Annotated in this window: 18 protein-coding genes; 11 read left to right on the forward strand and 7 right to left on the reverse strand. The window is 72.0% G+C overall.

Annotation, left to right across the window (positions count from 1 at the left end; translation table 11 throughout):
- Window positions 1-8 precede the first annotated feature (8 nt).
- From hydA to VH969_RS01620, 5 genes are all read right to left on the reverse strand, one after another.
- A complete protein-coding gene (gene hydA / locus VH969_RS01600) occupies window positions 9-1,394 on the reverse strand; it encodes a dihydropyrimidinase (protein ID WP_331969141.1) in 1,386 nt (461 codons plus the stop codon).
- Window positions 1,395-1,432: 38 nt separating this feature from the next.
- Entirely contained in the window at window positions 1,433-2,275 is an 843-nt protein-coding gene (locus VH969_RS01605; RefSeq protein WP_331969145.1) for a nitrilase-related carbon-nitrogen hydrolase, read from the reverse strand.
- On the reverse strand, window positions 2,268-3,809 hold the full coding sequence (locus tag VH969_RS01610) for an NCS1 family nucleobase:cation symporter-1 (RefSeq protein WP_331969148.1): 1,542 nt from the start codon (window positions 3,807-3,809) through the stop codon (window positions 2,268-2,270). The genes VH969_RS01605 and VH969_RS01610 overlap by 8 nt, the downstream gene beginning before the upstream one ends.
- A 131-nt stretch (window positions 3,810-3,940) precedes the next feature.
- Window positions 3,941-4,804 carry an NUDIX domain-containing protein gene (locus VH969_RS01615; RefSeq protein ID WP_331969151.1) on the reverse strand — a complete coding sequence of 288 codons (864 nt, stop codon included), beginning with the start codon at window positions 4,802-4,804 and terminating at the stop codon, window positions 3,941-3,943.
- A 60-nt stretch (window positions 4,805-4,864) separates the two neighbouring features.
- Window positions 4,865-6,505, reverse strand: coding sequence for a PucR family transcriptional regulator (locus VH969_RS01620; RefSeq protein WP_331969154.1), 1,641 nt, complete (start codon window positions 6,503-6,505; stop codon window positions 4,865-4,867).
- Window positions 6,506-6,580: 75 nt separating this feature from the next.
- Here VH969_RS01620 and VH969_RS01625 point away from each other — a divergent pair, with 75 nt between their 5' ends.
- The 5 genes from VH969_RS01625 to VH969_RS01645 all read left to right on the forward strand — a co-directional run bounded on the left by VH969_RS01625 (window position 6,581) and on the right by VH969_RS01645 (window position 12,300).
- Entirely contained in the window at window positions 6,581-7,879 is a 1,299-nt protein-coding gene (locus VH969_RS01625; protein WP_331969156.1) for an aspartate aminotransferase family protein, read from the forward strand.
- Between the two features lie 140 nt (window positions 7,880-8,019).
- Complete coding sequence (locus VH969_RS01630; RefSeq protein ID WP_331969158.1) at window positions 8,020-9,510, forward strand: CoA-acylating methylmalonate-semialdehyde dehydrogenase; 1,491 nt, start codon at window positions 8,020-8,022, stop codon at window positions 9,508-9,510.
- Between the two features lie 223 nt (window positions 9,511-9,733).
- Window positions 9,734-10,216 (forward strand): hypothetical protein, encoded by a 483-nt coding sequence (locus tag VH969_RS01635; RefSeq protein ID WP_331969160.1) that lies wholly within the window; start codon window positions 9,734-9,736, stop codon window positions 10,214-10,216.
- A 34-nt stretch (window positions 10,217-10,250) separates the two neighbouring features.
- On the forward strand, window positions 10,251-11,522 hold the full coding sequence (locus VH969_RS01640) for a hypothetical protein (protein ID WP_331969163.1): 1,272 nt from the start codon (window positions 10,251-10,253) through the stop codon (window positions 11,520-11,522).
- Between the two features lie 7 nt (window positions 11,523-11,529).
- Window positions 11,530-12,300, forward strand: coding sequence for an ESX secretion-associated protein EspG (locus VH969_RS01645; protein WP_331969166.1), 771 nt, complete (start codon window positions 11,530-11,532; stop codon window positions 12,298-12,300).
- A gap of 4 nt (window positions 12,301-12,304) precedes the next feature.
- Here the strand turns inward: VH969_RS01645 and VH969_RS01650 are convergent, their stop codons facing one another.
- The gene (locus VH969_RS01650) at window positions 12,305-12,778 is read right to left on the reverse strand and encodes a sigma factor-like helix-turn-helix DNA-binding protein (protein WP_331969169.1); all 474 of its coding nucleotides are present in this window, start codon (window positions 12,776-12,778) and stop codon (window positions 12,305-12,307) included.
- Window positions 12,779-12,856: 78 nt separating this feature from the next.
- Here VH969_RS01650 and VH969_RS01655 point away from each other — a divergent pair, with 78 nt between their 5' ends.
- Window positions 12,857-13,240 carry a hypothetical protein gene (locus VH969_RS01655; protein ID WP_331969172.1) on the forward strand — a complete coding sequence of 128 codons (384 nt, stop codon included), beginning with the start codon at window positions 12,857-12,859 and terminating at the stop codon, window positions 13,238-13,240.
- Entirely contained in the window at window positions 13,230-13,472 is a 243-nt protein-coding gene (locus tag VH969_RS01660) for a hypothetical protein (RefSeq protein ID WP_331969175.1), read from the forward strand. Before VH969_RS01655 ends, VH969_RS01660 begins: the two co-directional genes overlap by 11 nt.
- Here the strand turns inward: VH969_RS01660 and VH969_RS01665 are convergent.
- On the reverse strand, window positions 13,401-14,333 hold the full coding sequence (locus VH969_RS01665) for a S1C family serine protease (protein WP_331969178.1): 933 nt from the start codon (window positions 14,331-14,333) through the stop codon (window positions 13,401-13,403). The two genes, VH969_RS01660 and VH969_RS01665, sit on opposite strands and share 72 nt — an antisense overlap.
- 115 nt (window positions 14,334-14,448) lie before the next feature.
- Here VH969_RS01665 and VH969_RS01670 point away from each other — a divergent pair, with 115 nt between their 5' ends.
- The 4 genes from VH969_RS01670 to VH969_RS01685 are packed head-to-tail and all read left to right on the forward strand — an operon-like array spanning window position 14,449 to window position 18,417.
- A complete protein-coding gene (locus tag VH969_RS01670; RefSeq protein ID WP_331969181.1) occupies window positions 14,449-14,793 on the forward strand; it encodes an ArsR/SmtB family transcription factor in 345 nt (114 codons plus the stop codon).
- A complete protein-coding gene (locus VH969_RS01675; protein WP_331969185.1) occupies window positions 14,790-15,263 on the forward strand; it encodes an SRPBCC family protein in 474 nt (157 codons plus the stop codon). The genes VH969_RS01670 and VH969_RS01675 overlap by 4 nt, the downstream gene beginning before the upstream one ends.
- 17 nt (window positions 15,264-15,280) lie before the next feature.
- A complete protein-coding gene (locus VH969_RS01680) occupies window positions 15,281-17,437 on the forward strand; it encodes a prolyl oligopeptidase family serine peptidase (protein WP_331969188.1) in 2,157 nt (718 codons plus the stop codon).
- Window positions 17,434-18,417 carry an LLM class F420-dependent oxidoreductase gene (locus VH969_RS01685; protein ID WP_331969191.1) on the forward strand — a complete coding sequence of 328 codons (984 nt, stop codon included), beginning with the start codon at window positions 17,434-17,436 and terminating at the stop codon, window positions 18,415-18,417. The genes VH969_RS01680 and VH969_RS01685 overlap by 4 nt, the downstream gene beginning before the upstream one ends.
- The last annotated feature ends 16 nt before the right edge of the window (window positions 18,418-18,433 follow it).

Here is an 18,433-nt window from a genome sequence, read left to right on the forward strand (position 1 = left end):
CCTCCCAATCAGACGAGGTACTGCGACAGCTCTCGGGACAGGAACTTGCCGTGGCCTTCGGCGCCGTGGAACGCGCCGTCGGCGATGACCACCGAGCCGCGCGACAGCACGGTCTCCACCTTGCCGGTGATCGCCATGCCCTCGTAGGCCGAGTAGTCGACGTTCATGTGGTGCGTCTCGACCGACAGCGTCTGCCGCGCGGCCGGGTCGTAGACCACGACGTCCGCGTCCGCGCCCGGCGCGATGACGCCCTTGCGCGGGTACAGGCCGAACATCCGCGCCGGCGTCGCCGAGCACACCTCGACCCACCGGGTGAGCGAGATCTCGCCGGCCACGACGCCCTGGTGCAGCAGGTCCATCCGGTGCTCCACGCCGGGCATGCCGTTCGGGATCTTCGAGAAGTCCCCGCGGCCCAGCTCCTTCTGGTCCACGAAGCAGAACGGGCAGTGGTCGGTCGACACCACCGACAGGTCGTTGGTGCGCAGGCCCCGCCACAGGTCCGCCTGGTGGTCCTTGGGCCGAAGCGGCGGCGACGCCACGTACTTCGCGCCCTCGAAGTTCGGCTTGGCCAGGTCCTCGATGGACAGGTAGAGGTACTGCGGGCAGGTCTCGGCGAACACGTTCTGGCCGGTGTTGCGGGCCTCCGCCACCGCCTCCAGCGCGTGTCGCGCGGACAGGTGCACGATGTAGAGCGGCGCGCCGGTCACCTTCGCGAGCCGGATCGCCCGCGACGTGGCCTCGCCCTCCAGCTCCGGCGGCCGGGTGATGCCGTGCTCGACAGGGTCGGTCCGTCCGGACGCGACGGCCTGCGCGACCAGCTCGTCGATCGCGATGCCGTTCTCCGCGTGCATCATGATCGTCGCGCCGGTCTCGGTGGCCTTCTGCATCGCGCGCAGGATCTCGCCGTCGGTCGCGTAGAACACGCCCGGGTAGGCCATGAACATCTTGAAGCTGTTCACGCCCGCGTCGATGCAGGACTCCATCTCCTTCAGCGACTGGTCGTTGACGTCGGAGACGATCATGTGGAAGCCGTAGTCGATCGCGCAGTGCGAGTCGGCCTTCTCGTGCCACTTGTCCAGTGTGGACAGCAGCGAGGTGCCCTTGGCCTGCACGGCGAAGTCGATGATCGTCGTCGTGCCGCCCCACGCCGCCGCCGTCGTGCCGGTGGCGAACGTGTCGGCGGAGAACGTGCCGCCGAAGGGCATCTCCATGTGGGTGTGGGCGTCGATGCCGCCGGGGAGCACGTACTTCCCGGCGGCGTCGATGACGGTGTCGGCCGTGTCGAACACGCCCGGGGCGGTCACCGCCGCGATGGTCTCGCCGTCGACTAGGACGTCCGCGGCGACCGCGCCGCCGGCGTTGACCACCGTGCCGTTGCGAATGAGTGTGCGCATGAGCCTTTCCTTGGCGGTAATGATCCAGCGCTGATGATCTAGGCGCTGGTGAGCGAGTCGTAGCTGTCCGGCCGGCGGTCACGGTAGAACTGCCACAGGTCGCGCACCTCGGTCAGCACGCTCATGTCCAGGTCGCGCACGAGGACCTCGTCCTTGTCGTCCGTCGCCGCGTCGCCCACGAGCTGCCCCCGCGGATCGGCGAAGTAGGACTGACCGTAGAAGTCGTTGTCGCCCAGGGGCTCCGTGCCGACCCGGTTGATCGCGCCGACGAAGTACTCGTTGGCCACGGCCGCCGCGGGCTGCTCGAGCCGCCACAGGTACTGCGACAGCCCCCGGCTCGTGGCCGACGGGTTGAACACGATCCGCGCCCCGCCGAGGCCCAGCGCCCGCCAGCCCTCGGGGAAGTGGCGCTCGTAGCAGATGTAGACGCCGATCTTGCCGACCGCCGTGTCGAACACCGGGTAGCCGAGGTTGCCGGGCCGGAAGTAGAACTTCTCCCAGAAGCCCTTCACCTGCGGGATGTGGTTCTTGCGGTGCTTGCCGAGGTAGGTGCCGTCGGCGTCGATCACCGCGGCGGTGTTGTAGTAGACGCCGGGCTGCTCCTGCTCGTACATCGGCACGATCAGCACCATGTTGTGCTGGTCGGCAAGCTCGCACATCAGCTGCGTGGTCGGTCCGTCGGGGATCTGCTCGGTGTAGGAGTAGTAGTCCGCGTCCTGCACCTGGCAGAAGTAGGGGCCGTAGAACAGCTCCTGCAGGCACAGGACCTGGGCGCCCTGCGAGGCCGCGGTCGCGATGTGGGCCACGGCGGCCTCGATCATCGACTCCTTGTCCCCGGTCCAGCGCTGCTGGACGAGTGCGGCCCTGATGATCTCAGACAATGACTTCTCCCTCTTGCATGCGAGCGGGTGTGCTCGCCGTGCTCGTTCGCGTGATCGACAGCGCCCAGTAAACAACGAAACCGACGACGAGGCCCGCGACCCAGCTGTAGTCGTAGAACGGCTTCAGGAACGGGATGACCCCGTCGGCGGGGAACGGTCCGGCGGTGCCGGGCGCGGTGTAGGCACCGCCGACCGCGATCAGCGCGCCGACCACGGTGGCGGCCACGGCGCGCCAGTTCCAGCCGCCGGAGAACCAGTACCGGCCGCGGTCGACGTAGAGGTCGGACAGGAAGAGCTGCGTGCGGTCCCGCAGCCAGTAGCCCGCGATCAGCACGCCGGCCACCGCGCCGAGCACGCCGCCGTAGAACCCGAGCCAGGTGAAGATGTAGATGTTCGGGTCGGAGATCAGCCGCCACGGCTGGATGGCGATGCCGATGACGCCGGTGATCAACCCGCCGACCGCGAAGCTGATCCGCTTCGGGAAGGCGTTGGAGAAGTCGTACGACGGGCTCACGACGTTGGCCGCGAGGTTGCACGACACGGTGGCGAGCACCAGGGCGACCATCGCGATGACCACGAGGGCGGGGCTGGAGAACCGCGCGGCGAGCTGCGCCGGGTCCCAGATCGCGTCGCCGGGGAAGAGCAGCTGCGCGCCGGAGGTCGTGAAGATCGCGACCAGGGCGATGAACGACATCGTGGTCGGCAGGCCGAGGATCTGGCCGCGGACCTGCTGGCGCTGGCCCTTGCTGAACCGGGTGAAGTCCGGCATGTTCAGCGACAGCGTCGACCAGAACGCGATCATGGCCATCAGGGCCGGCGCGAACACCTTCCAGAAGTCGGCGCCCCAGCCGAGCTTCGACGGCGCGGACAGGATCGGGCCGACGCCACCCGCCTTGACCAGCACGTACGCCATCAGGATGAGGAAGCCGACCGACACCAGCGGCGCGGTCCAGTTCTCGAACCGGCGCACGGCGTCCATGCCCCGCCAGATGATCAGCATCTGGAACACCCAGAAGATCGCGAAGCACAGCCACAGCGTCCAGGGCTGGCCACCGATCTGCGAGGCGTTGATCCACGAGTCGCCGACCAGCTTGCCGACGATCACGTAGAGCGCCTCCGAGCCGACCCAGGTCTGGATGCCGAACCAGCCGCAGGCGATGAACGCGCGCAGCAGCGCCGCGAGGTTGGCGCCGCGCACCCCGTAGTAGGCGCGGGCGAACACCGGGTACGGGATGCCGTACTTGGTCCCGGGGTGGCTGTTCAGCAGCATCGGGATCAGCACGATCAGGTTGGCGATCGTGATCGTGAGGAAGGCCTGCAGCCAGTCCATGCCGAGCACGATCAGCGACGCGGCGAGGGTGTAGCTGGGGATGTTGTGCGCCATCCCCATCCAGAGCGCGAAGTAGTTGTAGGTGGTCCAGGTGCGCTTCTCGACCGGCACCGGGGCGAGCTCAGAGTTGTAGAAGCGGCTGTCGCGTATTTCGGCGTGGTCGTCGAGATCGACCCGGCCGTCCGGGAGAGTGCTCTGCGCCATCCCGGCATGGTGGGCGCAGTTACTAGGGGTGAGGCAGTGGCACTGTGTACGCCGTTGGCGGACACGGTGGACACTCTGACACTTGCGCGCTCCGCTCGGCCGTGCCCGGTTACGACCCGGCTACACGCAGGTCACGAGCTTGCCACTCGATCTTCGAGCTGGTTGAGCAGCCAGCGAGGGCCTGTTACCTCGGCCCCCTTCGCGATGACCCTGCGGCGCAGCTCACGGTCCGCCGTGACGACCACGCACAGCACGTCCGGCCCGGTGGTCGAGGCGACCGTGTCGACGATCGTGTCGTCGCCTTCGTGCGGCGCGGAGACCACGCGCACCGAGTCGCCGTTGTCCCGGCCCGGCCCGATGTCGCGCGCCTTGCCCTCCACGACGAGGATCTTCTCCGGGTACGCCAGGTCGAACGGGCCCATGTCCGCCACCCGCTCGAGCCGGGCCACCTGGTCGCGCAGCCGGGCCGCCGCGCCGGCGCGGTCGCGCCACCAGCCGTCCGCGCGCGAGCCCATGACGTTGGCCGCGTCGACGACCAGCACCGGCCGGCGCAGGCACCGGCGCAGGCGCGGCCAGGTGTTCGCGAACGCGGGGAACAGGTCGTAGCCCTCGACCTCGTCGACCGGGGCCCACGCCGCGTCCCTGGTCTCCCACGACGCCGGCCGCACGTCCAGCAGCTGCGGCACCGTGCCGACCACCGTGTCGTACGCCCAGTTGCCGTGGTCGTCGTGGACGAGCCCGTGCACGGTCACCCTGCTGATGTCCAGAGTGGACTCCTCGGCCGCCTCCCGGAGGGCCGCCGTGACCGGGTCCTCGGCGCTGTGGCGCGCCCCGCCGAACACCCCCCACGTGCCGCCGCCGATGGTCATCTTCGCGCGGTGCTGGAGCAGTACCCGCCCGTCGTGGTGGGCGAGCAGCCCCGCCGCGCCGAACCGCCCCCAGTGCGTGTGCCCCTGCGCGCAGCGGGCGAACCCGTCGCCGTCTCCCCGATTCACGGTGCCTCCGGTTCGCTCTCGCTCACGTGGCCATCTTCCGCCCACCCACCGACAGCGTGCTCAGCCGATGTCGCTCACCAGCAGCGCCACGTGCAGCGACAGCACGGACTCGGGGTCGTCCAGCGACACACCCAGCACCTGCTCGATGCGGGACAGCTGCTGGTAGTAGGCGGTCCGCGACATGTGCGCGGCGGCGGCCGCGGCGGACTTGTTGCCGCCGTGCTCGCAGAAGTGGCGCAGCACCTCGATCAGCCGGCTCGCGTGTGCCGCGTCGCGGGCCAGCAGCGCGCCGAGCTCCCGCTCCGCGAACGCCGTGACCCGGTCGTCGTCGGCGAGCAGGTGCAGCAGGCCGCGCAGCCGGACGTCGTCGAGGCGGTGGTAGGGCCGCGAGTCGGACGAGGCCGGCGCCCGCAGCGCCGCCTTCGCCACGTGCGCGGCCTCGACCAGGCTGCGCCGCGCGTCGGGGACCCCGTCCACGGTCGTCCCCACCGCGAGCACGACCGGCAGCGCGCGCGGCGACGCGGCCGCCGCCTGGTGGATCTCCTTCGCGAGCCGTCGTACGACCATGTCCGCGTCGGCCTGCGGGGTCAGCGACAGCAGCGCCCGTACGGAGATGTCGTCGACCACGCCCACGAGCGCCGCCACCCGGGCCCGGCGCGCGGCGAGCGCGGTCGCCTCGGCCAGGTCGCGCAGCACCTCCTGGGTCGCCATCGTCGGCGCGAGCACCCCGGACGGGCGGGCCGGCGCCACCGCGGAGGGCCGCACCGAGACACCGACCAGCTGCCGGCGCTGCAGCGGCACCCCCAACGCCGCCGACCGCGCGGTCAGGTCGGCCGGCGTGGTGGCCGAGGCGAGCAGCTCGGTCAGCAGCGTGCGGTGCGCGTGCCGCTCGAGGCCTTCCCGGTCGCGGGCCACGAGCCGGTGCACGGCGAGCGCGGACGCGGCCCGCTCGGCGATCACGACCTGCCGGTGTGCCGGCTCGGCGGGGCAGACGAGCACCAGCCGGCCCCAGTCGTTGCCCCGCGCGCCGACGACGGTGACGAGCCAGCCCGCCTCCGCGTCGTAGCTCGTGCGTGCGGTGCCCGCGACCGCCCGCGAGCGCGCCGCCCAGTCGGCGACCAGCTCGCTCGGGTCCGCGCCGGCGGCGTCGTACGCGAGCACGTCGTGGCCGAGCGTCTCCAGCACGACCGGCAGCCCGGACGCCCGCGCCACCTCGCGCAGCACCTCGCCCGGCTCCGCGCCCGCGACCGTCAGCGACGTGAACGTCTCGTGCACCCGCTCCGCCGCGCGCAGCTCGGCCACCTGCGCCTCGACGATCAGCCCGACCACCGCCTCGGTGACCGCGACGAACCGGGTCTCCCGCGACAGCGTCACCAGGGGCAGCGAGTGCTCCTCGGCGGCCACCACGAGCGCGGCCGGCAGCTCGTGGCTCCAGTGCCGGACGAGCTCCACGACCACGCCCACCACCCCGGCCGCCGACAGCTCGCGGACGTAGCGCGCCAGCGCGTCCGCGTCGTCGGGCAGGGCGATGCCAGTGGTCAGCACCAGCTCGCCGCCCTTGAGCAGCGGCGCGATGTCGGCGATTTCGGCCACGTGCACCCAGCGCACCCGCCGCTCGAGCCCGCTCGCGCCGGCGACCACGGTGGCGCGGCCCTGCTGGATCACCGGCAGCGCGAGAACGTCCGAGACGGTGGGGTACATGTTGTGCACACTCTACGGCTCCGGCGATACACAGTGTCCATGGCGCGCGAGCGGTGGCCCGGCCACACTCGGACCATGGGTGAACCGCGTCTGATCGATCGCCACCGCGCCGTCATGCCGAACTGGCTCGCGCTGTACTACGACGACCCGATCGAGATCGTGCACGGGCACGGTCGCCGGGTCACCGACTCGGACGGCAAGTCGTATCTCGACTTCTTCGCCGGCATCCTGACCAACGCGATCGGCTACGACGTGGCCGAGATCAGCGACGCCGTGCGCAAGCAGCTGGACTCCGGGATCCTGCACACCTCGACGCTGTACCTGATACGCAACCAGGTCGAGCTCGCCGAGCAGATCGCCCGGCTGTCCGGGATTCCCGACGCGAAGGTGTTCTTCACCAACTCGGGCACCGAGGCCAACGAGACCGCGCTGATGCTCGCCACCCAGTACCGGCGCAGCAACCAGGTCCTGGCGCTGCGCAACTCCTACCACGGGCGCGCGTTCGCCACGGTCGGCGTCACCGGCAACCGCGGCTGGTCGGCCTCGGCGCTCTCGCCGGTCAAGGTGTCCTATGTGCACGGTGGGTACCGGTACCGCAGCCCGTTCCGGGACCTGTCCGACGCCGACTACATCGCCGCCTGCGTGGACGACCTGCGCGACGTGCTGAACACCGGCACGTCCGGCGACGTCGCCTGCATGATCGCCGAGCCGATCCAGGGCGTCGGCGGCTTCTCCTCGCCGCCGGACGGCCTGCTGGGCGCGTTCGCCGAGGTGCTCGCCGAGACCGGGATCCTGCTCATCTCCGACGAGGTGCAGACCGGCTGGGGCCGCACCGGCGACCACTTCTGGGGTATCCAGGCGCACGGCGTGACGCCGGACATGATGACCTTCGCCAAGGGGCTCGGCAACGGCCTCGCGATCGGCGGCGTCGTCGCGCGCGGGGAGATCATGGACTCGCTCGGCGCGAACTCCATCTCCACCTTCGGCGGCAACCCGGTGTCCACAGTGGGCGCACGCGCGGTGCTGGACTACCTCGTCGACCACGACCTGCAGGCCAATGCCGCGAAGCTCGGCGCGCGGCTGCTCGGCGGGCTGCGCGAGGTCGCCGGCAAGCACAAGGTCGTCGGCGACGTGCGCGGCAAGGGCCTGATGGTCGGCGTCGAGCTGGTCGAGCCGGGCACCATGACGCCCTCGCCGCCGGCCGCGGTGACCGTGCTCGAGGAGACCCGCCGGCGCGGGCTGCTCGTCGGCAAGGGCGGCCTGCACAACAACGTGATCCGCCTCGCGCCGCCGATGACGCTCACCGCCGATGAGCTGGAGGAGGCGCTGGACATACTGGCCGCGGCCATCGCCTCGGCGGACGGGGGAAGCTAGGTGTCTCGCGGGTCGGTGTGCATGGTCTTGTACCGACAAACGGAACCCCAGGGGACCGTGACGGCACCCAGCCACGAACAACTGCGTGTCCGAACCGTTCGCCGGAACGCAACCAACACTGTTAATTCCGGGGAGGCGGCATGAGAATCAGCCACTGGATCGACGGCAAGCCGTGGGCGGGCGTCGCCGAGCGGACCGGCGACGTGTTCGACCCGGCCACCGGCGAGGTCACCGGCCAGGTGGACTTCGCCGCCCAGTCCGAAGTGGACGAAGCGGTGGCAGCCGCCGCGCGGGCCTTCCCGGCGTGGCGCGACACCTCGCTCGCGGCCCGGTCGAAGATCCTCTTCGCGTTCCGCCAGCTGCTGCACGAGAACCGCGACGAGCTGGCCGCGATCGTGACCGCCGAGCACGGCAAGGTCCTCGACGACGCGGCGGGCGAGGTGCAGCGGGCGATCGAGAACGTCGAGTTCGCGTGCGGGATCCCGGCGATGCTCAAGGGCGGGTTCAGCGAGAACGCCTCGACCAGGGTCGACGTGTACTCGATCCGCCAGCCGCTCGGGGTCGTCGGCGTCATCTCGCCGTTCAACTTCCCCGCGATGGTCCCGCTGTGGTTCACGCCCAACGCGATCGCGTGCGGCAACACCGTGGTCCTCAAGCCGAGCGAGAAGGACCCGTCGGCGTCGAACTTCGTGGCGGAGCTGTGGGCGCGCGCGGGCCTGCCGGACGGCGTGCTGAACGTGCTGCACGGCGACAAGGTCGCGGTCGACGGCCTGCTGACTCATCCGACCGTGCGCGGCGTCTCGTTCGTCGGCTCCACCCCGATCGCGCGCTACGTCTACGAGACCGGCACCGCGCACGGCAAGCGGGTGCAGGCGCTGGGCGGGGCGAAGAACCACATGGTCGTGCTGCCCGACGCCGACCTCGACCTCGCCGCGGACGCCGCCGTGTCGGCCGGCTTCGGCTCGGCCGGCGAGCGGTGCATGGCCGTGTCGGTCGTGGTCGCCGTCGACCCGGTCGGCGACGAGCTGGTCGCCAAGATCCGCGAGCGGATGGCGAAGCTGCACGTGGGCGACGGCCGGCGGGCCGGCTGCGAGATGGGCCCGCTGGTGACCGGCGCGCACCGCGACCGGGTGACGTCCTATCTGGACGCCGGGGTGTCGGCGGGCGCCTCGCTCGTGGTGGACGGCCGCGACCACGAGATCGACGGCTCGGCCGACGGCTTCTGGCTCGGCCCCACGCTGTTCGACCACGTCGAGCCGCCCATGTCGGTCTACACCGACGAGATCTTCGGCCCGGTGCTGTCGGTGGTCCGCTCGGACAGCTACGAGTCGGCCGTCGGCCTGGTCAACGACAACCCGTACGGCAACGGCGTCGCGATCTTCACCAACGACGGTGGCGCCGCGCGGCGGTTCCAGAACGAGATCGAGGTCGGCATGGTCGGCGTGAACGTGCCGATCCCGGTGCCCGTCGGCTACTACTCCTTCGGCGGCTGGAAGGCCTCGCTGTTCGGCGACACGCACGCGTACGGGCCGGACGGGCTGCACTTCTTCACCCGCACGAAGGTCGTCACGTCGCGCTGGCTCGACCCCTCCCACGGCGGCGTCAACCTGGGGTTCCCCCGCAACGACTGACCAGCGGGCGGCAGCTGACCGGCGACTGACCGGACCCGGACACCCCGGTGGGGGCGAAACCTCCCACCGGGGTGTCTCGTTTGCCGTATGGTCGCCTCGCCGGTGGGGGCATGGGGGAACCGGCAACCGATTTCTCCCGTCCCACCTCAAGGTGTACGGCCTGGTCATGGCCGCTAGGCTGGACTTTCGATCATTTGGGGACGTAGCGAGGGGTGTGGTGGGCGTGCCCGACGGCACAAACGCTGACACGAATCCGGGTACGCCGGAGGAGCAGATCAACAACACCGTGACGTCGGTGTCGCTCTACGAGACGGTCTCGAACGCCATGGCGCCGGTACTGGGGATCCTCGGCGCCGGCATGCCCACGGCGCTCCCGACCGGGGGCGGTGGGGGCGGGGGCTCCTACATGTTCGCGAACCTCGAGGAGCTCGACGGCGTCATCAGGCAGTGGCGCGACCTCGTCGACGAGCTCAAGGCCGACCAGGGCCGGGTTCGGCACGCGGTCGACAACCTCGCCCGCCCGGCGGGCGACGACGTGAGCGGGGAGAACTTCCGCGAGTCCAACAAGGTCGTGTCGGCCATGCAGCGCCACAACGAGACGCTGATGAAGTATGCCGCGCACTACGTGAAGAAGCTCGAGGACTGTCGCAAGCAGATGGCGACCACCGAAGAAGGCAACCAGACCTCGATGAACCAGGTCCACTGACCACCGGGAGACGACAAGCATGGCGCCATCAGGCATGACCGGTGAGCAGATCTGGAACAACTTCCACAGCGGCACCGGGGACGACGGCCGGGGGTTCACGGCGTCGGCGACACAGGTGAACGTGGTCGCGCAGGCCTACGCCGACCGCGCTGACTCGATCATGCGGCTCACCAAGCGCATGGAGGCGTCCTGGCAGGGCAACGCCGCGGGCGCGGCGCAGCGCGGAGCCGGCCCCCTCGCGGTAGAGCATCTCGTCGCGGCCCGCGAGATCGACCGCACGCAGCAGGCGATCAACGACCAGGTCAGCGCGTTCACCACGGCCAAGTCGACGGTGATCCAGGTGCCGCCCGTGCCGGACAAGCCCGGCTTCTGGGACAACCTCACCTCGCTGGGCGGCGCGAGCGACAGCTACGAGAAGAAGATGGCCCAGGTCAACGCCGCGAACGACACGAACCTCACGGCGATGAACGTCTACGACGACGCGAGCTCGAGCGCACGCAACGCGATGCCGACGTTCACCTCGAACCTGCGGGACGACAAGTCCGACGTCGGGATCGTGAAGCCCCCGCCGCCGCCCCCGCCGCCACCGGTCCAGCCGCCGCCCCAGACCCGGCCAACGCGGCCGGGTGGCGGGACCAACCCGCCCGGCACGTCCAACCCGCCCGGCACGAACGACCCGTCGAACCACGGCGGCACGTTCGTCCCGGCCGGCCAGAGCCACGACCCGGGCCAGAACCAGACGACGACGCCCGAGCAGACCGGTCCCGGCCTGCCCGGACGTCCTGGCGGTCCTAACGGACCCTTCGGACCGAACGGCCCGTTCGGTCCCGGTGGCCCCAACGGGCCGTTCGGTCCCAACGGTCCGGGCGGCCCCAACGGTCCATTCGGGCCGATGGGACCGGTCGGGCCCTTCGGGCCTGGCGGTCCGGGGGGCACGGGTGGCCCGCGCGGGTTCGGACCGGGCGGCTCGGGCTTCGGGCCCGGCGGTTCCGGTGGTCCGGGCTCGGGCGGGCCCGGCTCGGGTGCTGGCGGCCCGGGTGCCCGCGGCGCCGGCGGGTTCGGTTCCGGGGCCGGCGCGGGCGCCGGCGGCGCGGCTGCCGCCGAGGGCGCGGCCGCGCGTGGCGTGGGTGCCGCCGGTGCGGCCGGCGGCCGTGGCGGTGCCGGGGGCATGGGCATGGGCGGCGCCGGCCGGGGTGGCCGCGACGACGACGCCGAGCACGAGCGGCCGACGTACCTGGTCGAGCCCGACCCGCACGAGACGTTCGGCACCGACGAGATCACCGCGCCGCCGGTGATCGGCGAGTAGGGCCGCGGTGGTCCTGTCCCGCCCCCTGACGCTCGACGCCGAGGCGCTCGCCCGGCTCGTGCGCCTCGAGAACCTGGGGGAGCTGCACGTCACGCTCAAACCGCTGGGCGTGTGGCGCCCGCGTGCCGAGGAAGTACGGGTCGAAACCGAGACGCGAGCGCGGTTGCTGCGCGAGGGCCTGCTCGACCGGCGCGGCCGGCTCGATGTGGAGGTGGCCGCGTCGCTGGCCGTGCTCTGCCGCGCCGGCGCGGAGTTCTACGGCTGGATCAACGAGGGCGAGCGCACCCGGGCCGTGCTCGCGGCGGCCATCGGCCGGGAGGCGGTCCTCGCGATCCGCGAGGACGACGAGGTGACGATCGCGCAGATCCGGCCGGAGTCGCTGCCGCAGGTGCTGGTCGCGCAGATCCCCGACGTGCCGCCCGCGCGCGGCGAGGCGCACAACATCATGCGCTCGGAGGCCGTCGCCGCGGTCGGCGGCCGCCACCGCACCGAGGCCGGCGTGGGCAGCCGCCCCGCGCCCCGCGAGGTGCGTGCCGTCCAGCAGATCGCCGCGCTGCCCACCACCGGCGGTGGCGAGCTGTACGTGGCGGTGCGCGACCGGGCCTCGCGCCGCAGGCCGGTCGCGAACCCGTTGCGCTACGCCGACACCTCGATGGGCCGCTGGCTCAACCTCATGTCCGACGCGGGTGGCGGGGAGCAGCGCGTGCTGGTCGCCCCGGCCACGAAGGCCGACCTGATCCGCCGGCTGCAGGAGATGCACCGGTCGCTGGCCGGGTGAGCCGTCAGCCGGTGCCCGACTCCGGCTTCGTGACCGCACGCAGCCGCGCCAGGGCGCGGTGCTGGGTGAGGCGGACGCCGGCCGGCGACATGCCGATGGCCTCCGCGGTCTCCTCGGTGGACAGCCCGACGACCGTGCGCAGGATGACGACGTCGCGCTGGGCGGCCGGCAGCCGGTCCAGCGGGTGGCCGGGTCGCGGCCCTGCCACGCCGTCCACCGTGGCCGCGGCGATGTCGTACACGAAGGCGAGGAAGGGCCTGCTCTGGTCGGGATAGCGGGGGAGCGCGGCCAGCACCGAGAGGCACGCGCGCTGCGCGATCTCGTCGGCGGCCAGGAAGGTCCCGCCGTCGCCGCCGAGCCGCGCCCGGCAGTAGCGCCCGACGATCGGGCGGAAGGCGGCCAGCAAGCGCTCGACGGCCCGGGGGTCTCCCCCGAGCGCGGCAGGCAGGTTGGTTCGCAGAGCTTCGCGGTATGTCATCGTCCATGCTTCGGCGCGGTGCTTCCCCCAGGCTGCGCCGGACGCCGAGGCTACCGCACGACCCCGTACCGTTGGCGTGTGGACACGTGGACCTCGTGGCTCGCTCTGGTGCTGGTCCTCGCGGCTTCAGTGGTGCTCGTCCGCGCCGTCGTCGAGGTGCGCAGGCTGCGTGCGGACGTCGCCGCTCTCGAGGAGCACGCCGGCGAGGTCGCCGGCGAGCTCGGCGCGCTGCCGCCCGAGCTCTCCCGGACCTTCGGCACCGGCGCACGGCACCTGATCTCCGTGGAGATCCTCAACCTCTTCGAGCTCGCGCACCGGGAAAGCGCGCTCACCCGGCCGCTCACCGCGCTCACCCCGCGGCTGCTGCGGGACGTGGTGCATCGGCGGATCATCGGCCGCGTCCGGCAGAACCTGAACGAGCAGGGCGTCCGGGCCGACGTGCGGTTGCACCGTGCTCGCTGAGCTGACCGTCGCCGCCGGGGTGCTCCTCACGGCGGCCGCCGCCGCGCTCCTGGTCTGGGCGCGGCGGCTGCGCAAGACGGTGCGCAGGGCCGACTGGCTGCTCACCCGCGCGTCGCTGGCGGTCGCCGAGGCGCGGCGGGCGAGCATCACGGTCGGCGGCTCACAGCTGGTCGATCACCTGCTGGGCGGTGTTGCTCGGAATCGCGAAGCCGATCCCGACGCTTCCGGCTGACCCGTCCGGTCCGGACACGGGGGAGTAGATCGCCGAGTTGATGCCGACCACCTCGCCGGCCGCGTTGAACAGCGGGCCGCCGGAGTTCCCCTGGTTGATCGACGCGTCGGTCTGGATCGCCTTGTAGCTCACGGTGTTCTGCGAGCTCTGGTCCTCCTGCTGCATGTACGGGAACGGGCTGTTCTCGTCCTGCTGCTGCGGTTCCTGCTCCTCGCCCGGCACGGTCACGTCGCGGTTGAGCGCGCTGACGATGCCCGTGGTCACGGTCCCCTGCAGGCCGGCGGGCGAGCCGATGGCGATGACCTCGTCGCCGACGTGCACGGAGCTCGAGTCGGCGAACTTCGCCGGGGCCAGTCCGGAGACGCCGTCGGCCTGGATGACCGCGAGGTCGCTCGACGGGTCGGTGCCCACGACATGCGCGTCCACGGTCTTGCCGTCGGCGAGCGTCACGGAGAGCTGCTCCGCGCCCGCGACGACGTGGTTGTTCGTGAGGATGCGGCCGTCGGCGCTGATGATGACGCCCGAGCCGACGCCCTGCGCGTTCGCGGTCCGCATGTTCACCTGGACGACGCTGTTCTGGACCTTGGCGACGACGGAGCTGACGTCGACCGGCCTGGTGTCCGACGTCGTGGCGGCCGGTGCCGAGGTGGTCTGGACGGCGGCGCCGTCGTCGCCCGCGACGAGCGCGCCCACCGTGCCGCCGATCCCGCCCGCGGCGAGCGTGGCGGCGGCGAGCAGGGCGACGGTGTTGCGGCGGAAGCGGTTCTTCTTCTGCGGCGGCTCCGGCGGCAGGACGCCTGAGCCGGGATAGGTCCACGGCGGGATCGGTGGCTGTCTGGGGGGCAGGTAAGTCTCGGTCATGCCTCTACATTGAGGCCGCTACCTGGGAAGAGTCTGTGAGTAGCCGGAGGCCTCACCAAGAAGTTGCCGTGGATTGCCGTTGACTCCGGAATCGGTAAGTTGTAACTTACGGTTCGTGTCGACTTACCAAGTGGCCGCGCTCGGCGCGCTCGGCGATCCCACCCGCCGGGCGATCTTCGAGCTGCTGGTGACCCGGCCGCGGGCCGTCGGTGAGTTGGCGAACGAGCTGCCGGTGAGCCGGCCGGCCGTCTCACAGCACCTGAAGGTGCTCAAGGAGGTGGGTCTGGTGACCGACCACGCACAAGGCACCCGCCGGCTCTACCGGGTCGAACGCCGCGGCATCGCGGCACTACGCGAATACCTCGACCGCCTCTGGGACGACGCGCTCCTCGCGTTCGCCACGGAGGTCGAGCGTGGCGACGACACAGCCGCCGAGAACGCCGACAAGGAGCAGTCATGACAACCGAGACCAAGAACCTCACCATCACGAAGACGATCACCGTGCGGGCCGGCCGGGAGCACGCGTTCACCGTGTTCACCGAGCGGTTCTTCAGCTGGTGGCCGAAGGGCCACCACATCGGCGAGGCCGACCTCGCCGACGCGGTCATCGAGCCGCGCGAGGGCGGCCGCTGGTACGAGCGCGGCGCGGACGGCAAGGAATGCGACTGGGGCCGGGTGCTGGGCTGGGAACCGCCGGGCCGGCTCGAGCTGTCCTGGCACCTGAACGGCGACTGGGCCTACGACCCAGACCCCGCGAAGGCCAGCGAGATCGAGGTCCGGTTCGTCGCCGAGTCGGCCGACGTGACCCGCGTCGAGCTCGAACACCGGCACATCGAGCGGCACGACAAGGCCGACGACGTACTCAGCGGCGTCGGCGGGTCGGGCGGCTGGAGCGGCATCCTGGCGGCGTTTGCGGCGCAGGCCGCCTGACCGCTTAGGGTCTGGGGGTGACCAACGAGAGCTCCTTTCTCCGCCTCCAGGCGCGGACCCAGCGGTTCACCCTCGGCACCCCGCGAGGCTTCCAGGTGTCGCCGGACGGTGCGCGCGTGCTGTTCCTGCGCTCGGCGTCCGGCGAGGACCGCCGGCACATCCTGTGGCGGCTGGACGTGCGCAGCGGCGTGGAGACCCGCCTCGCCGACCCCGCCGAGCTGCTGGGGCAGGGTGACGAGGACCTGCCGCCGGAGGAGCGCGCCCGCCGCGAGCGCAGCCGGGAGCAGGGCGGCGGCGTGGTCGGCGGCGCCGCGGACGCGGACGTGCGGATCGTCGCGTTCGCGTTGTCCGGCAGGCTCTTCGTGGTCGACGCGGTCACCGGCGAGAACCCCCGGGAGCTCGCCACCGCGCCCGGCGTGATCGACCCGCGGCCCGACCCGACCGGCCGCCACGTCGCGTACGTGTCCGGTGGCGCGCTGCGGGTCGTGGACGTGGACGGGACCGGCGACCGGGCACTCGCCGAACCGTCCGGCCCGGACGAGGCGTGTGGCGTCGCGGAGTTCATCGCGGCGGAGGAGATGGGCCGCGCGCGGGGGTACTGGTGGTCGCCCGACGGCACCCGGCTGCTGGTCGCCTTCACCGACAAGAGCCCGGTACGCCGCTTCCACATCGCCGACCCCGCCAACCCGGAGACCGAGCCGAACGTGGTGGCCTACCCGGCGGCCGGCACCGACAACGTCGAGGTCCGGCTCGCCGTGCTGAGCCTCGACCGCGACGACGTGTCCCGCGTGGACGTCGATTGGCACGGCGGCGAGCTGCCCTACCTCGTCACCGCGAACTGGACCGCCGCGGGCCCGCCGCTGATCGCCCTGCAGAGCCGCGACCAGAAGCGGCTGGAGCTCCGCTCGGTCGACCCGGCCACCGGCGTCACCACGCTGCTCGCCACGGAGACCGACGACACCTGGGTGGAGATCGCGCCCGGCGTGCCGGCGTGGACGCCCGACGGCCGGCTCGTGCGCATCGGTGTCAGCCAGGGCGGCTACCGGCTCGTCGTGGACGACAAGGAGATCACCCCGCCCTCGATGAACGTGCGCGCGGTGCTCGACATCGGCCGCAACGTCGGCACCGACATCCTGTTCACCGCCACCGAGTCCGACCCGACGCAGGTGCACGTCTACCACTACGACGACGCCGGCATCACCCGCGTGTCCACTTCGGACGGTGTGCACTCGGCGGCGCGCGGCGGAGCCACGACCGTGCTGTCGTCGTGGACGCTGGACCGGGCGGGCGTCACCGTCGAGCTGCTGCGCGGCGTCGGCGACGTCGCGGAGCGGATCGGCCAGGTGGAGTCGCGCGCGGTCGACCCGGGCGTGACGCCGAACGTGCGGCTCCTGACCCTCGGCAAGCGCGAGCTGCGGGCCGCGCTGGTGTTTCCCACCGGGCACGAGCCGGGCAGCGGCAAGCTGCCGGTCCTGCTCGACCCGTACGGCGGGCCGCACGCGCAGCGGGTGCTGTCGACCCGCAACGCGTTCCTGGGCCCGCAGTGGCTCGCCGACCAGGGCTTCGCCGTGCTGATCGCGGACGGGCGCGGCACGCCGGGCCGCGGGCCGGACTGGGACCGGCAGGTCGCCTTCGACTTCGCCGGCGCCACGCTCGACGACCAGGTCGACGCGCTGCGGGCGGCCGCCGAGCAGTACCCCGACCTCGACCTGTCCACTGTGGCCATCCGGGGCTGGTCGTACGGCGGGTACCTGGCCGCGCTCGCCGTGCTGCGCCGCCCGGACGTGTTCCACGCCGCGATCGCCGGCGCACCGGTGACCGACTGGAAGCTGTACGACACCCACTACACCGAGCGGTATCTGGGCCACCCGGACGAGAAGCCCGAGGTGTACGCGGCGAACTCGCTCATCGACGACGCCCCGAAGCTCGAGCGCCCGCTGCTGATCATCCACGGCCTCGCCGACGACAACGTCGTGGTCGCGCATTCGGTGCGGCTGTCGGCCGCGCTGGTCGCCGCCGGCCGCCCGCACGCGCTGCTGCCGCTGCCCGGCGTCACCCACATGACCCCGCAGGACGACGAGGTGGCCGAGAACTTCATGACCATGCAGATCCAGTGGCTGCGCGACGCGCTGGGAGTGGCGCGCGAGCGGAGCGAACCACGGAGCACCGAATGAACCGCTGGGGCATCACGCTGCCGCTGACCGGCGTGCCGCTGGCCGCGCACCGCGACCTGGTCCGCGAGCTGGCGGACATCGGCTACACCGACGTGTGGTCCGCGGAGACCGCCGGCACGGACGCGTTCACGCCGCTCGCGCTCACCGCCGAATGGGCTGGGATGTCGCTCGACCCCGCAAGCGGGTCTTCGGCCGGACTTCGGCTCGGCACGGCCATCGCGCCCGTCTACACCCGCGGCCCGGGCCTGCTGGCCATGCAGGCAGCCACGATCGCGGAGCTCGCGCCCGGCCGGTTCGTGCTGGGCGTCGGCACCTCGACGCCGACGATCGTGACCGGCTGGAACGCCACGGCGTTCGACGAGCCGTACGCGCGCGCCCGCGACACCGTGCGCTTCCTGCGCGCGGCGCTCGTCGGCGGCAAGATCAGCGAGTCGTACGAGACGTTCTCGGTGGCGAAGTTCCGCCTCGAGCGGCCGCCGAACCCACCGCCGCCGATCGTGCTCGCCGCGCTGCGCCCGGGCATGCTCCGCCTCGCGGCGCGCGAGGCGGACGGCGCGATCACGAACTGGCTCGCGCCCGACGACGTGCCGACCGTGCGCTCCGCCCTCGGCGACGGGCCCGAGCTCGTGGCCCGCATCTTCGTGTGCCCCACCGACGACGCGGACGCCGCCCGCGGCCTCGGCCGCATGCTGATCAGCAGCTACCTCACCGTGCCGGTGTACGCGGCGTTCCACGAGTGGCTGGGCCGCGGCGACGCGCTCGCCAGGATGCACGAGGCGTGGGCGGCCGGTGACCGCCAGGCCGCCAACGCCGCGATCCCGGACGAGGTCGTCGACGACCTCGTCGTGTGGGGGCCGGTCGAGAAGTGCCGCGAGCGGGTGGCCGCGTACGTGGAGTCCGGTTTGGACACGCCGGTGATCGGCGTGCTGCCGACGGGTGGGGACCCGGCCGAGCTGGTCCGCTCGCTCGCCCCGGCCTGACCCGATAGTGGTGGGC

This window comes from Actinophytocola sp., from assembly GCF_036555685.1.
Taxonomy (GTDB): Bacteria; Actinomycetota; Actinomycetes; order Mycobacteriales; family Pseudonocardiaceae; genus Actinophytocola.

Bases quoted from the DNA above. Each gene is read 5' to 3' on its own strand.
- VH969_RS01675 (WP_331969185.1), top strand. From the start codon at position 14,790: ATGACAACCGAGACCAAGAACCTCACCATCACGAAGACGATCACCGTG.
- VH969_RS01620 (WP_331969154.1), bottom strand. From the start codon at position 6,505: ATGTACCCCACCGTCTCGGACGTTCTCGCGCTGCCGGTGATCCAGCAG.
- VH969_RS01640 (WP_331969163.1), top strand. From the start codon at position 10,251: ATGACCGGTGAGCAGATCTGGAACAACTTCCACAGCGGCACCGGGGAC.
- VH969_RS01665 (WP_331969178.1), bottom strand. From the start codon at position 14,333: ATGACCGAGACTTACCTGCCCCCCAGACAGCCACCGATCCCGCCGTGG.
- VH969_RS01625 (WP_331969156.1), top strand. From the start codon at position 6,581: ATGGGTGAACCGCGTCTGATCGATCGCCACCGCGCCGTCATGCCGAAC.
- VH969_RS01610 (WP_331969148.1), bottom strand. From the start codon at position 3,809: ATGGCGCAGAGCACTCTCCCGGACGGCCGGGTCGATCTCGACGACCAC.
- hydA (WP_331969141.1), bottom strand. From the start codon at position 1,394: ATGCGCACACTCATTCGCAACGGCACGGTGGTCAACGCCGGCGGCGCG.
- VH969_RS01650 (WP_331969169.1), bottom strand. From the start codon at position 12,778: ATGACATACCGCGAAGCTCTGCGAACCAACCTGCCTGCCGCGCTCGGG.
- VH969_RS01685 (WP_331969191.1), top strand. From the start codon at position 17,434: ATGAACCGCTGGGGCATCACGCTGCCGCTGACCGGCGTGCCGCTGGCC.
- VH969_RS01630 (WP_331969158.1), top strand. From the start codon at position 8,020: ATGAGAATCAGCCACTGGATCGACGGCAAGCCGTGGGCGGGCGTCGCC.